Origin of the sequence: Proteus sp. HMSC14B05 (genome assembly GCF_001808035.1) — a bacterium.
Taxonomy (GTDB): domain Bacteria; phylum Pseudomonadota; class Gammaproteobacteria; order Enterobacterales; family Enterobacteriaceae; genus Proteus; species Proteus mirabilis.
On sequence record NZ_KV791961.1, the window covers coordinates 207,753 to 222,076 of the forward strand.

Sequence of the window (14,324 nt, forward strand, 5' to 3'; positions counted from 1 at the left end):
TTTTTATTTTTGAGTGAAACATACATCTTTCGACTTTTTTATTTAATTTTCTTTCTATTTCTGTGGGTTGGTTAATAACATCGTTTTTGGTACTGCCCTGTGTTTTTAATAGAAAAATAACAATAAAAAACAAAGAGATAAAGAATAATAATATATATCGCACTTGATTTCTCCGGTTTATAAAAAGCATGGATTGTTGATAATTTTATATACAAAATTATCAACATGTATAGTAATAAATAAGAATAATTATATTTTTATAAATAATCTTAAAGTTATCTTAATAACTTTTTTTGTATCACAGTATAATATTAACAACGGTGTTATTTTAAGTATCGATTAAGCATACCTTCGAAAAGGGAATTCCATCGATATTCTATAGTGTTGATTGGTCTAGTATAATTTGTTTTTGGCGGGGATTTTACTAATATGAGGGCTTAATATGCTTTTGATTTTTTTGTTTGCGAGTTTTTTAATATCTAATCAAGCAAAAAGAATAATTATTCTTGAATAAAGTTAAATAATATGTATAAGGCATTATTTTTCTTTTATTGGTATAATAAATTCTGCAGATAAAGCCTGTTTTGCTTTGATGATATTTTTCTCATCTGAAAGATTAATGATTTTTTTATCCAATAAATTATAATTAGGTAATAAACTTTGTGGCGTCATATTGAGAATAAATGCAATAGAAAACAAAAGTTCTACCGTGATTTTTATGTTGCCATTTTCTATTCGAGAATAATGTTGCTGGCTTATCCCTAAGCGATTTCCCATTTCTATGCCTGTTAGTCTTAACTCTTTTCTTCTTTGTTTTATTTTGTGTGCAATAGTGGAGTTTATCATGATCATCTATTTTTATAAGGTTATAAAGCATTTTTTAAAAGCAATTAACTTTTAGTTAACTGCTATTAAATGTTATATATCTGTATTAATTTAGTACTGCTATTAATTCTACAGTCAGAAATACAATAACTATCACTTTTAGATCGATAGCGGTAAAATTTAACATAAATGCAAATTTTTAGTATTTATAACCAAAATTATCGATTATTCTTATATATTAATATCAATATAAAGTAATTATCAAAATGTTTTTATCGATCGATTTGTAATATAATGATAGCTTTTATCTATCAAATGAATGGTTACGATCGTCAATATCAATCATTTGATTGTTATTATCATAGCAACAATAAAGAAGAGAATATCTAAAATTATTATAATTATTTATTATTTTTTTGAATGATAAATAAATTTAGGTGTATGATTTTAGTAAGATAATATGGAGCTAAAAATAAGCTGTTTTTTAGTTTTTTTAAGATAAAACATAGGATGTCATCAATATGAATTTTTCTTACTGAAAAATAATAAATTAATACTAATTTAGTAAGAAACGGAAGTAAGCCATATAAATAAATTATTTCTATGGTCGTTGATATTACTAACAAAGCACCAATAAATATATTTATTGGTGCTTTATACAAAGTTATTTCTACTTAACCGTCCAAGCTTCTGAGAAGTCGTGCTCTGAAAATAATTCAGCTAAGCCACTAATCTGTTTTAAACGTAGTACTTCATCTTGTGACATACCTAATTCATCACCAATCTTTTGGTCATTCCAACCTAATCTTGATAAATCTCTAACTATATCCGACATTGCTGCCACTTGATGTTGCCCTCTAGCCCGATTATGGCGAATAGTCGCTGCCATTTGGTCAGCCATAGTATGACTTTCAACATCAAGTATAGTAATAGGTAAATAGCCGTTAATTCGCTTGTTTAAGCTATTTTTTTTACTCAATAAATAACGATGGTAACCATCAACGACTTGCCATTGTGATGGTTTATTTTTGGATTGTTGAATAGGTAAGACAACAACAGGCTGAGTATAACCGTCTTTTACCAGAGACGTTTCTAGTAATCTCTTTTCTGTCGGAGACATGACATTGGGATTATAGTCATTAGCGATAACTTGTTGTTGCTTTATCCAAAGAACACAGTCAGTAGGTTCATTTTTAAATGGGCTTATTTGATGAAGCGATATTTTTATTTTATTGAGAGCTTCAATTTTTTGTTCATCATTTAGTTTTGCTAGGTACTCTTTTAAAACAGAAATTATAGTTTCAATGGTCATATTCACACCTTGCTAAATAAGTTGCCAGTCTTTTCGTTTTCCTTGTATCCGTTTGAAATATCGATCATAACAGTGTGATTTAGTAGGACTAAATGCTAATGTTCTACACCAAAAATCGTTACGCAAGATGGTCTTACAAATTCGTCGCCAAGAAGGTATTTGTTTAGTGCTAGTATCACCTTCTTGTGCATCAGGTATGCCATTTGGGTAATCTCGTTCGGCATACCAGCGAAGATAGACCGCTATTTTATTACGATAATGTTCTGCTGTTTTCTCTGGTAAACTGGCTAATAAAAAGTGAGCATAAGATTTCCACGTATGATGGGAAGGTTTGCTAATTTGATGCCGCCCATAGAAACCTGATTTATTACGAGGATTCGTATATAACATTCCGGCATCAGCTCCACTCACTCGTTCACAAGCAAGACTCCATGTTTCAGGCTCTAGCACATGATATAACCATAGTCCCTTGCGTTGCTCTGGCCCAAAAGGTTCACAAATACGCATTTGACTTAAACTAACGCCCGCTTGGTGCATCAGATCATAAATAGGGTTATAGGGTAAATTGAAACGCGCTATATAAGTCCAGATATCTTTAACATGCCAATCATAAATAGGGTAGGCCATATAATAAAAGCCTTCTGCTGATGCCGTTGTCCAAGGAATATCATCGGCATAACGTAACTTTCGATTATTACTAATGGCAATAAATCGGTTTAAAGATTCATCCGCTCTTATGCCTAGCAGGATAATCGAACTGCGATGATTACCTGTGATCCACTGGTTAAATGCAGGGGTAAAATCTTCAAAAAGCATATTTGGGTGATAAAAAGGGAAAAAGTGAGGGTCAGTTATCGCATCTTCTGGCGGTTGTCTTACCCATTTTTTACCAGGCTCCCATGCTGTCCATGTAGGTTCATATTGAGAAATGCCACTTTCAGTGGTGATAGGGAGTGCTATCCAGTAAAACTGTTCAATACAATCTTGGTAGATAGATTTCATTTTTATAATATGATCTATAGTCGCAGAATATTGAACTTCCCAATCAAGAAACATCACATTAAATTTTCTATGTTGTTTTCGCGCTTGTGCGACAACAAGATGAAAAAGCGCAGTAGAATCTTTCCCTCCCGAAAAGGAGAGAGTGATTTGTTCAAAAGTATCAAATATCCACTGGACTCTCTCTTGAGCAGCTTCTAATACATTTTTCCCCAGCGCAATTTTACGTTTCAAAGACATAACTATCACCAAAATAGATTAGCTAATGTTAGTATTATCACTTAATCATATTTAGATGATAAAGGTAAGTATTAATTGTTAGTAATTATTAATTTTATTTTAATACAGTAGAGTAACTACTCTATTTAATTGTTTTTATTAAACTAACTGATTATGGAAAGATATTACTATATTATTTCAATATGGCGTTATGCTGTATAGATCTGTGATTATGCATTTTTGGTGGTTTTTTATACTAAATATCAATTGGTTATGCAGTAAAATGTATAAAATAATCCAGCGCAAGGGCGATTTAATATCTTTTATTTACTAAAAATAAAACAGATGAATAAGTTTGCTTATCATTAAGCTGAGAAAGAAGATTTCTTAACCGGTCAATCGGCGCTTTTAATGTCAATAACACCTTACTTAACCGTTAGAGTTTGATTTGTTTTTTATTTAATTTCAATATGTTATGCCGTCTTGTTTAGATGATTACCTGTTTAACTATTCGTTATTTCCAGTTATTCGTGGTTTGTATAAATCATAGAATAATCATTTTACGACTAGGATTTTGTATGGCACTAGACACTCACAATGGAGTTAAAGTATATACCCCCACAGCATTAAAACTTTATGACTGGTGGGTATTAAATATTTCTAACCGTTATGCATGGCGTTGTGATACAGATAAATATTTGCTACCTCATTTTAAAAATAATCTTGGTGAGAACCATATGGATATTGGTGTAGGAACAGGATTTTACTTAAAAAGAGCTTTAGCTAATATAAATAAAATAGCATTAACAGATCTTAATATTAATAGCTTAGATTATGCTAAAAAAAATATTGTTGATGATAAATTAACTTATTGCTTACAGCATGATATCTATCATAAATTTCCTAATGAATTCAATTCATCGTTTGACTCTATTTCTTTATTTTATCTATTACACTGCTTACCTGGCACAATGGAAGGTAAAAAGAAAGTGATAGAAAATATAAGTAAAATATTAACGGAAAAGGGTGTTTTATATGGTGCTACTATCTTGGGGGCTGATGTTGAACACAATTTTTTTGGTAATAAATTGATGTCTGTTTATAACAAAAAAGGTATTTTTAGTAACTATTCTGACTCGGCAGATGCTTTAGAAAAAGTATTATCTTGTTTTTTTTACGATGTATCTATTCATATTCAAGGAGTTGTCGCGTTATTTACCGCGAGAAATAAAAAATTATAAAAAAAGTAGTATAGTTTGAATAAATTGAAAATGTATCAAGAAGGCGTTACACAGTTGGAGATAAAGTTAGCCTCAGAGAATTAATTTATTTGATAGAATGACAACTGTTTGATAAATAACAGTATTGCTTCTAGTGTGTATCGCTTAAAGTAACCGAAAAAAGCTTAGTTATAAAATATAACTAAGCAAAACGGGGATAATCAAATCAAAGTGTGTGTCCATTTAAGATGATCAAAAATGGATAAGCGTTAAATTATCTAACCATTGAGAATTAATCAACTAAAATTTACCAATTAATTGTAAATTAGATATTAATACTTAGTTATTTTTACTTATTTGGAGCGCTAAAAATATGTACAATACTAAAAATATTTATAAATAATTTATGTATTGATAATAAAAATAAGTAGCAATAATAATAACAATATAGTCGGGTTTTCTCTACATTTAGCATTGTTAAATAACAAATGTATAATAAATTATTTAACAGGCTGATGCCTTAATGTTAGAGATCATGAGTTTAGTGACCAAGTTATACATCATTTTATGAGATGACCGGACAATGAATAGAAAAGAGCTTATCGAGTATATACAGAAAACATATGCCGTAATCCCCGAATATTTATGGAGTAAGTACCCTAATTATGCGGTTTTCAGACATCATAATCATTCTAAATGGTTCGCAGTCATCATGGATGTCGCTGAAAACAAGCTATTTGATACGGGTAAAAATAATAAAGTCGATGTGATTAACTTAAAAGTACCGGTGCCTTTAGTGGGTGCTCTACGCTTAAAAAAAGCAGTTTATCCCGCTTATCATATGAACAAAGAGCATTGGATTTCTATTCGCTTAGACACAGATTTTGATGATACTGAGCTAAAATCATTAATTTCTGAAAGTTACGAACTGACGCAGTGAAAGGCTTAATACTAATAATCAATAACAAGGTGAATATAATAAAAACTTATAGTTATAAATAGAATATGTTTAGAAAAAGCATCTATTTTTGATGATTATATGACTTGGAAAAAGCAAAAGTGCACCCATGTTAAAAATAACTTTATAACAGTTTTGAATCTGTGTTTCCTTAAAGTCATTGATAGCGTCAGGTGGAGTAAAGATGAACAAAGTGGTTTATAAAGTGAGTGGACTATGGAACGAAACGTCCTTTGTAAATCTATTTATTGCAACGAATGAAAAAGAAGTATTATCTGCAATTATACTATGGGCTCAGTTTAGTGGTGCAAAAGTGGATGATTTATCTATTGAGTATTATAGTTCCGTGCATTAACACAGTGTTAACTTATTGATTAATAACTTAATTATCACTAAATATCAATCAATTTAATCAGATAGCTAATATTTGCTGTAAGTATATTAGCTATTTGCTATTCATATCTATCAATATTGTGATATCAGTGGTTAACGGCTATCCTTTCTTTTAATAATATTTTACAAACTAATTAAATGATAAACATAGTAAAAGTAGCATTATGTTACTAAGATAAATTATGAGCATAGATTTATTAATCTGATTAGTCAGGTTAGGTGATTGTTTCATATGAGGTCATAGCCATGCCCAAAACTCTTATGAGTCTTAAACAAAATGATTTTACGCATAAAAAAATTATCGTAGGTATTAGTTCATGCTTATTAGGGGATAAAGTGAGGTTTGATGGTGGGCATAAATGTTGTCATCTTGCTGCTGATGAATTATCTGAGTTCTTTGAATATCAATCTACTTGCCCAGAAATGGCTATTGGTTTACCGACACCCAGACCAGCATTACGATTAGTTCAGTCTAAGACTGGTGAAGTTAGGTTAAAATTTAGTAATGGAAGTGAAGGTGACTTAACCCAAATGATGAATGATTACTCTATCGAATATTTGAGGAGATTTAATAAATTTAGCGGTTATATCGTGTGTGCAAAATCACCCAGTTGTGGATTAGAACGTGTCCGGGTTTATGATCCAATAGGCAACGGCAATAAAAAATCGGGTACAGGCATTTTTACTGAAAATCTGAAAAGAATAATGCCGTGGTTACCTATAGAAGAAGATGGGCGGTTAAACGATCCCTATATTAGAGAAAATTTTATTACACGGGTGTTTGCGCTTAATGAGCTAAATCAATTGAAAATAAATAACTTTACTCGCCAGGCATTAATTGATTTTCATACAAGATACAAACTATTGTTATTAGCTCATTCACAACCGCTTTATCGGCAACTAGGGCGCTTTGTTGCTAACAATAAAGATTGGGATTCATTAGAGACTTTCTTTGTTGAATACCGTAATCGATTTATGGCTCTATTACAACATCAAGCCACACGTCGTAATCACACTAATGTTCTTATGCATGTGCAAGGATATTTTAAGCAAGATTTAACTTCTAAGCAGCGACAAGCATTAAGCCAATTGATCTTAGAGTATCGTCAAGGAATACAACCTTTATTGGCACCATTAACATTAATTAATCATTACTTATCAGAATACCCAGATAATTATCTGAGTAAACAAAAATACTTTTATCCTTATCCTCAATCTTTAAGATTACGTTATGGTTTATGATATATTAATTTCACTACTGTATCTATTTTTATAGAAAGAAAATAACTATTTTTAATAAGTGAATTTTATATTTAAAGCAAGGGGAATAGGACTGCTTTTTGTATTTAATGCTTTGTTAATGTAAGTTAAATTATAATATTTTGTAAAAGGATGTAAGTCAGACCGTTCTGTTTATATTTTATGTCAGTATTCTTTTTTTTATAAAAAGAGGCTGATATGTCTACAATGAAAACTGAAGTCGTTGTTATTCGTTTAACCAAACAAGAGCGAGCTGCATTAGATTCAATAAAAACGATGCCATTACTTGCAGATTGGCTAAAGGAGCTAGCCCTTTCCAAGTGGAAGGAGCAGGCATTACAATTAGAACAATCTAAAAATGGTCATAGTAATTAATGAAATACGAGGGTAACAATCAACAATCTTAACTAAAACCCTCGATAAAAAATTATTGAATAGATTGTTAGCTATTCTATTTCAATCAGTTAAGTTATTAGTGTTATCAAGTTACTGATTGCAAAAAGAAAAGCCCAATGTGGCGGCATTGGGCTTAGTGTCTCAAATAGATGGGTATATAAAAACTATTAGAGAACTCTTTTACTTTAATTCAAATTTATTTATAGAATTAACAATAAGTGCTTTTTGATAGAAGAATAGTGATGTTCGTATAAAATATGAGCATTTTTATCTTATCCTGTTTTATAGTCTTAAGTTAGACCAATTTCATGCAATAGTGTGTCGATATCCTACTTTGTTGTAGTTTTATGTTAATTTTTACTTGATATCGCTCTTGTTTTTCACATAAAGAGTATGACAGTGACAGCAATTTAAGGGAGACTTAAAAGTAGTATGACACTCATCACTCATTGATAATGGAAGGTAGGTAATATGTTTCCAGAATATCGTGATTTAATTGCTAAGCTTCGTCAAACTGATCCCCATTTCCGAGCCCTGTTTGAACAACATAATGAACTTGACCATAAAATTGTACGCTTAGAACACCGAGATAGGCGAGGATATGGAGAAGAAGTTGTTGAATTAAAAAAACAAAAATTACGTCTAAAAGAAGAAATACATCAGATCTTAAAAAATCCCCCAGAAGATGAGTAGCACAAATAAGTACTGTATGTAATTAATAAAATTAAATAGAAATAATAAAAGAAGGCCATATAGCTAATGGCCTTCTTTTATTATGGTTTAAAGATAATATTTCTCATGATATTTATATCTTTTGATTGTTTGTGAATAAGAACTAAAAGTTTTAATACTGTTTATATGTTTTTATTTTATACTGCATAAAAATATTTAATTTAGTTAAGTTGTATAGTTAAATTTTATTTAGGTTTTTATAAAGAGATGTTTTTTTATAAACATACCAGTTTTAGTTGTTAATTATTATTCTTTTATCTGATATTCATACAGAAATATAATGGCAATTAAGATTATCCTTATCCTAATTTTAATTTTCTTTGCGATAATAAAAATTCAAGACGCAGGTATCATTTTTTTTATTAATTACAAAATATAGGATATTTATGAAAAATATTATTTTAGCACTAGGTTTATTATCATTATCTTCTGTTGCTGTTTCGGCTGAATTAACAAAATCTTGCGAAGATTATTTTAAAGAAACTGATGCCTATGTCGCATTAATGGAACAAAATGATGCAACTAAAGCACAAGCAGAAACAATGAAAGCACAATATGCTCAATCAAAAGAACAATTTGCTGCATTACCTAAAGATGTTCAAGAAAGCACCTGTAAACAAGCTTTAGATTCTTTAGAGCAAATGAAAAAAATGTCTGCTGGTCAATAAAAAATAGATTTAATTAAAGTCTTATGTTTAGAGAATAATAAGGCTTTATTTTTATTTCAAATTTAAAATTTTCCAATGTAACAATGACCATATAATAACCAGTGTTATTATATGGTCATCTTAATATTATTTTAATATAAACTATTTCTTTCTTGTTTTTTTGTGGAAATATTTCTTTTTTACTTAATATTACAATCTCTAATCAAGATAATTATCCCGCCATAACCCATCTATTTATATTATTATTTTATATATTCTTGTTACTTGAATAAAGAATGCTTTTTATATGAAATAATTGTAATTCATTTTGTCGTCTATAAATTTTATGGAATAATTATTTACATCTATTTATTGCTCCTATTTAAGATATGAATTGGTCTTTTATTCTAATTTTAGCTCTATTTGTAGTTGTTGGTTGTGTTGATAAAGAGAGGAATACATCTGGCTCTATAGAAAAGGTGGCAACAGAGATAGCGACTCCTACTGTTCAATATCACCACGATGAAAGTCGTTATCCCACATTTATGTTATCAAAACAATCTCGTTTTGAAATGCAAGCCAAGGAGGAAAAACAGAAATTCAATCAATTATTTAAATTTGGATTTGAAGAGCCAACCACATCTACTAATAGCGAATATTCCTATAAAAAGGAACAACGTATAAGAAAGAATGACCAGTCAATGATTATTCTGCCAGAAGCGATACCTGTATGGAATAAAGATAAACAAGAAGTTGAAGTTAAGTGGAGCTACAGACCAAAATATGTTTTTGATGCATATTAAATTTAACCTTTATGTTTTAGGAAGACTATGCGCCCAATTTTTTTGTTAATACCATTTATGTTTTTAATTGGCTGTACCGAGCAAATGAGTGTCGGAATTGGCACTTCTAGAACGCATAATATAGGATATCCGGTTTGTTCAACATTAGTTTGTGGAAAGAATACGCGAACAGTTGAAGAACAAAAGGCAATTAATGAAGCGGTGCATGAACAGCAAAGAGCTATTATGCGAGGAGAAAAACCAGATTTAAAAATTATTGCCTCATATTAAATAATACCATCAAGGAGAGTCTATTTTTTGTCCTTGATGGTATAGTCAATATAAGCGCTAAGCTAAGATAGCGATGTTATATTGTTTATAATAAATTTTACTCTTTGGTTAACATCGGCTTTGGGTAATTCAATTAAGGTATAATTATACTGTCTATATATCGCCAGCATCGCTTGATAAGTTGCTACGGCTTCATCAAATGTCTGTTGACGCTCTTTATCTTGTAAGTAAATTTCTTTCCATGGCGGAGCTATAAACACGGTTGTAGAATATCTATATAGCCTTATTGCGTTTTCAAGATGTTGGGGAATAGGGCGCTCACAAAAGTGTAAATAACCTGCTATATCCGGTATGCCTCGGTCATAAAAATAAGGTTTGCTGTTATCATCTATATTGGATGCATCATGCCATGATCGTAGCTCCCAGCTTAACATTAACTCAGCAAAAGCGATCGGATCAATCCAAGGAAGGGCTGAACCACCAATATGACTTTGATCTTGAATAATGGCTCTACCTGCTTCTATTGAGCAAGAGTAGCCATTTCTTCTTAACTTATTGATAATAGTGCTTTTACCAGAGCCGGGACCTCCGGTTAAAATAATACGGCAAGGTTTTTGGGACATAGTAATTCCTTAAATAATATATTTTGACTTTAAATGATTGAGGGCTGAATGCAGAAATTTTTAGAGGGAGAAAGGCGAAAAATAAGCAGTGCTAGCAAAGAAAGAGAACAAGTAAAGGAGGACAAGATATTACAATTATAATCGAAAAGAGAAAATATCAAAATAAAGCCGCATCAAAGATCAATCAATATCTATCGACCTCTTTTATAACTTATCAGGTTACTTTGTATTGCTATTTTAATAACTGATACGCATTTATGCAGATTTAAGCACATAAATCCAAATAGAAGCACTATCTGGTCATTGCAAGCTAAATAGATTACTTTTATTATATAATATATATGTTTTATTATAATTCGTATATAAGGGTTAAGTGTGGGTATTGTAAAAATTTCTGATGAGCTACATGAGTATCTTCGTAAAGCAAGTAATGTGATGTCTCGATCAGTTAATGCACAAGCAGAGTTTTGGATAAAAATTGGTATTCAAGCAGAATTAAATCCAGAAAAAACGTTTCCAATGATTATTAATGAAATGTTAGAAAAAGAAGCAATAAAACAAGAGCATAAGTAAATATAAAGGAGATTAATATGGATAAAATTACGATTAAAACCCCTGAGGAAATTGAATTAATGCGTGAATCAGGTCGTTTATTAGCCCAAGTTTTTACAATGCTTGATGATTTTATTGTGCCAGGTGTTTCCACATTAGAAATTAACGGTAAAGTAGACGATTTTATTACTCATGATCTGCAATCGAGACCTGCAAGCAAAGGACAATATGGTTATGAGTATGTACTTAATACTTCAATTAATGAGGTAGTATGCCATGGTGTTCCTAAAGCAGATGAGCTATTAAAAAGTAAAGATATTATTAATGTCGATATTACACTAGAAAAAAATGGTTTTATTGCTGATTCTAGCAAGATGTATGTCATGCCAGATGCCTCACCTATAGCAAGAAGATTAGTCAAAACAACTTACCAAGCGATGTGGGAAGGTATCAAAGAAGTTAAACCAGGTGCAACACTCGGTGATATCGGTCATGCAATCCAAAGCTTTGCACAAAGTCATGGGTATAGTGTTGTAAGAGAGTATTGTGGACACGGGATTGGTCGAGAAATGCACGAAGCCCCTCAAGTATTACATTATGGTATTCGAGGACAAGGTGTTGTACTAAAAGAAGGGATGACCTTTACCATTGAACCGATGATTAACCAAGGTGGACACAAAATAAAAACCAAAAAAGATGGTTGGACTGTAGTCACCCGTGATAAAAAATTATCGGCACAATCAGAACATACTATTTTAGTTACTGCTGATGGGTATGAAGTACTCACTTTGCGTCCAGAAGAAACACTTCCATAATAAATTAATTTATATCTATCTAATTTTTGATGCAAAAATTATGATATAAATTTATATTATTTTAATAGCTAGAAATATTATTTTTAGCTATTTTTCTATTTATATATTGATATTTAATTTTATTATTTCTATTGTATTTTTTAGATAAATAACTATATTTATATACTACAAGGACTGTATAAAAAAACAATGTGATCATATAGTGTATTTTAGAAAGATAAACAGGATGTTTATATGCAAAAAATATCAAAACTGATGGAAGCCTGGGGCTCATGGGTTGTAAATAATAATTTATATATCAATACATTAACAATAAATAAACGTGAAAATGTGCCAATACGTGTTAAATTAAGAAAAGCCTGTACTGATCGCCAAGGCATCATAGTCTCGGTATGTATGAGTAAACTACTAAAAAATCATAAAAAAGATTATGAATTACTAGTCGATTACTATGTATTTGGACAAACATTTATTCAATTAGCACAAGCGCATCGATGCTCTGATACTTATATCGGAAAAAAACTCAAAAAAGCAGAAGGCATTGTGGAAGGGATGTTAATTATGGCCGAATTAATATTTATTATTGAGAAAAATGAAAATAGTACTTTACGATCGTAATTTAAGGCTTATTCTAAACAAACTGATAGCAAATAAAGAATTGCAATAATATTGTTTATTGCAATTTATCTATTGAGTTCAACATTTGCTAATAGGATGTTAGCAATTTAATTAAGTGTTTTTAACCCCAAGGAGTGGATGTATGTCAACGAAATATCCTATCGTTTTAGTTCATGGTTTAGCTGGTTTTAATGAAATTGTTGGTTTTCCCTACTTTTATGGTATTGCAGATGCCTTAAGGCAAGATGGGCATCAAGTTTTTACCGCTTCTCTTTCTGCCTTTAATTCAAATGAAGTGCGTGGCAAGCAGTTGTGGCAATTTGTCCAGACTCTCTTACAAGAGACACAAGCGAAAAAAGTGAATTTTATAGGTCATAGCCAAGGGCCATTAGCTTGTCGTTACGTTGCGGCTAATTATCCTGATAGTGTTGCTTCGGTAACTTCAATTAATGGTGTAAATCATGGTTCAGAAATAGCCGACTTATATCGACGCATTATGCGTAAAGACAGTATCCCAGAATATATTGTCGAAAAAGTATTAAATGCATTTGGTACTATTATCTCAACATTTTCTGGTCATAGAGGCGATCCTCAAGATGCTATTGCCGCATTAGAGTCTTTAACAACAGAGCAAGTCACAGAATTTAATAACAAATACCCACAGGCATTACCTAAAATCCCTGGTGGTGAAGGTGATGAAATCGTCAATGGGGTTCATTACTACTGTTTTGGTAGCTATATTCAGGGATTAATTGCTGGGGAAAAGGGGAATCTACTGGATCCTACTCATGCGGCAATGCGTGTGTTAAATACATTCTTTACTGAAAAACAAAATGACGGCTTAGTTGGTCGCTCGAGTATGCGATTAGGCAAATTGATAAAAGATGATTATGCGCAAGATCATATTGATATGGTTAACCAAGTTGCAGGGTTAGTGGGTTATAATGAAGATATCGTTGCTATTTATACTCAGCACGCTAAATACTTAGCGAGTAAGCAACTTTAATCATGATAAGTAGTCATACTTTGTATACTATTTTGTATACTCTATAGTTATATGATAGATAGTTATATGATAGCAAGGTGGCGTAAATTATTATGGCCACCTTTTTTATTAGATGAAAATATCGAACTAGCGCTGTTTATGCACAGATATAGCAATGTGGTAACCCAATAGGTAAAGCGCTTGCTCTAGGCTATCGATTTTTGAAGTTTGATTGATATCGAGTAAACGCTCAATTTGGGCGCTATTTAGATTCATTTTTCTTGCCAGATCTGCCTTTTTAGTTTTTGTTGTTAACATGGCATTATGTAATGCGATTTTTAAGCAACTAATAGGGGGAAGATAAACAATAAAATCCCCTGATTGAGGCTCAGAAGGCATAGGGATCGGCATTTTACTCGAAATAAACTCTTCAAGTCCTACATGTAAAATATCCGAGGCTTCTAGTTCAATATCATCTTCTGTATATGCCACTGCATGTATATTGTCAAAATCACGATAAGTAATCTCGTAAGTTTCACTTTCTTCGTCAAAATGGGATGTTGCTGGATAATTGAACATAAATTGCCTAATTAATTTTAAAATTTATGCTCATGATTAAAGCATATTTAGCAGTTTTTATCCAAAGCACCGTAAAATCCCGTTCTTCAGGTCGGGGATATAAGGCGCGGTTTTTTAA

Annotated in this window: 18 protein-coding genes; 13 read left to right on the top strand and 5 right to left on the bottom strand. The window is 31.2% G+C overall.

The window, feature by feature from the left end; genetic code table 11:
• Positions 1-537: 537 nt before the first annotated feature.
• The 3 genes from HMPREF3129_RS01560 to HMPREF3129_RS01570 all read right to left on the bottom strand — a co-directional run bounded on the left by HMPREF3129_RS01560 (position 538) and on the right by HMPREF3129_RS01570 (position 3,376).
• Positions 538-852 (bottom strand): helix-turn-helix domain-containing protein, encoded by a 315-nt coding sequence (locus tag HMPREF3129_RS01560; RefSeq protein ID WP_004242524.1) that lies wholly within the window; start codon positions 850-852, stop codon positions 538-540.
• Between the two features lie 643 nt (positions 853-1,495).
• Entirely contained in the window at positions 1,496-2,137 is a 642-nt protein-coding gene (locus HMPREF3129_RS01565; RefSeq protein WP_004247912.1) for an IbrB-like domain-containing protein, read from the bottom strand.
• A 12-nt stretch (positions 2,138-2,149) separates the two neighbouring features.
• Positions 2,150-3,376: a phosphoadenosine phosphosulfate reductase gene (locus HMPREF3129_RS01570; RefSeq protein ID WP_070486658.1), complete on the bottom strand. Its 1,227-nt coding sequence runs from the start codon at positions 3,374-3,376 to the stop codon at positions 2,150-2,152.
• 557 nt (positions 3,377-3,933) lie between these two features.
• Between HMPREF3129_RS01570 and HMPREF3129_RS01575 the strand changes: the two genes are divergently transcribed.
• The 9 genes from HMPREF3129_RS01575 (at position 3,934) to HMPREF3129_RS01605 (ending at position 10,034) form a co-directional block, all read left to right on the top strand.
• Entirely contained in the window at positions 3,934-4,596 is a 663-nt protein-coding gene (locus HMPREF3129_RS01575) for a class I SAM-dependent methyltransferase (protein ID WP_049208187.1), read from the top strand.
• 562 nt (positions 4,597-5,158) lie between these two features.
• Positions 5,159-5,515: an MmcQ/YjbR family DNA-binding protein gene (locus HMPREF3129_RS01580; RefSeq protein ID WP_004242530.1), complete on the top strand. Its 357-nt coding sequence runs from the start codon at positions 5,159-5,161 to the stop codon at positions 5,513-5,515.
• A 202-nt stretch (positions 5,516-5,717) separates the two neighbouring features.
• Entirely contained in the window at positions 5,718-5,888 is a 171-nt protein-coding gene (locus tag HMPREF3129_RS18605; protein ID WP_004242531.1) for a hypothetical protein, read from the top strand.
• 284 nt (positions 5,889-6,172) lie between these two features.
• On the top strand, positions 6,173-7,168 hold the full coding sequence (locus tag HMPREF3129_RS01585; protein ID WP_036918216.1) for a YbgA family protein: 996 nt from the start codon (positions 6,173-6,175) through the stop codon (positions 7,166-7,168).
• 216 nt (positions 7,169-7,384) lie between these two features.
• Positions 7,385-7,561, top strand: a complete 177-nt coding sequence (locus HMPREF3129_RS18610) for a hypothetical protein (RefSeq protein ID WP_004247917.1) — start codon at positions 7,385-7,387, stop codon at positions 7,559-7,561.
• A 492-nt stretch (positions 7,562-8,053) separates the two neighbouring features.
• Entirely contained in the window at positions 8,054-8,275 is a 222-nt protein-coding gene (locus HMPREF3129_RS01590) for an HP1242/YdcH family protein (RefSeq protein ID WP_004242534.1), read from the top strand.
• A gap of 425 nt (positions 8,276-8,700) precedes the next feature.
• A complete protein-coding gene (locus tag HMPREF3129_RS01595; RefSeq protein WP_004242536.1) occupies positions 8,701-8,982 on the top strand; it encodes a DUF5339 domain-containing protein in 282 nt (93 codons plus the stop codon).
• A 368-nt stretch (positions 8,983-9,350) separates the two neighbouring features.
• On the top strand, positions 9,351-9,764 hold the full coding sequence (locus HMPREF3129_RS01600) for a hypothetical protein (RefSeq protein WP_004242537.1): 414 nt from the start codon (positions 9,351-9,353) through the stop codon (positions 9,762-9,764).
• A gap of 27 nt (positions 9,765-9,791) precedes the next feature.
• Positions 9,792-10,034, top strand: a complete 243-nt coding sequence (locus HMPREF3129_RS01605; RefSeq protein WP_004251481.1) for a hypothetical protein — start codon at positions 9,792-9,794, stop codon at positions 10,032-10,034.
• Positions 10,035-10,096: 62 nt separating this feature from the next.
• Here HMPREF3129_RS01605 and HMPREF3129_RS01610 read toward each other — a convergent pair whose 3' ends face one another.
• On the bottom strand, positions 10,097-10,657 hold the full coding sequence (locus HMPREF3129_RS01610; protein ID WP_004247920.1) for an AAA family ATPase: 561 nt from the start codon (positions 10,655-10,657) through the stop codon (positions 10,097-10,099).
• Positions 10,658-11,032: 375 nt separating this feature from the next.
• Between HMPREF3129_RS01610 and HMPREF3129_RS01615 the strand changes: the two genes are divergently transcribed.
• The 4 genes from HMPREF3129_RS01615 to HMPREF3129_RS01630 all read left to right on the top strand — a co-directional run bounded on the left by HMPREF3129_RS01615 (position 11,033) and on the right by HMPREF3129_RS01630 (position 13,648).
• Positions 11,033-11,230, top strand: coding sequence for a ParD-like family protein (locus HMPREF3129_RS01615; RefSeq protein WP_004242542.1), 198 nt, complete (start codon positions 11,033-11,035; stop codon positions 11,228-11,230).
• A gap of 17 nt (positions 11,231-11,247) precedes the next feature.
• The gene (map, locus tag HMPREF3129_RS01620; RefSeq protein WP_036918218.1) at positions 11,248-12,024 is read left to right on the top strand and encodes a type I methionyl aminopeptidase; all 777 of its coding nucleotides are present in this window, start codon (positions 11,248-11,250) and stop codon (positions 12,022-12,024) included.
• A gap of 234 nt (positions 12,025-12,258) precedes the next feature.
• On the top strand, positions 12,259-12,642 hold the full coding sequence (locus HMPREF3129_RS01625; protein ID WP_004242548.1) for an antiterminator Q family protein: 384 nt from the start codon (positions 12,259-12,261) through the stop codon (positions 12,640-12,642).
• Between the two features lie 142 nt (positions 12,643-12,784).
• Positions 12,785-13,648: an esterase/lipase family protein gene (locus HMPREF3129_RS01630; RefSeq protein ID WP_004242549.1), complete on the top strand. Its 864-nt coding sequence runs from the start codon at positions 12,785-12,787 to the stop codon at positions 13,646-13,648.
• Between the two features lie 126 nt (positions 13,649-13,774).
• Here the strand turns inward: HMPREF3129_RS01630 and HMPREF3129_RS01635 are convergent, their stop codons facing one another.
• A complete protein-coding gene (locus HMPREF3129_RS01635; protein ID WP_004247923.1) occupies positions 13,775-14,206 on the bottom strand; it encodes a type II toxin-antitoxin system HicB family antitoxin in 432 nt (143 codons plus the stop codon).
• Between the last annotated feature and the right edge of the window lie 118 nt (positions 14,207-14,324).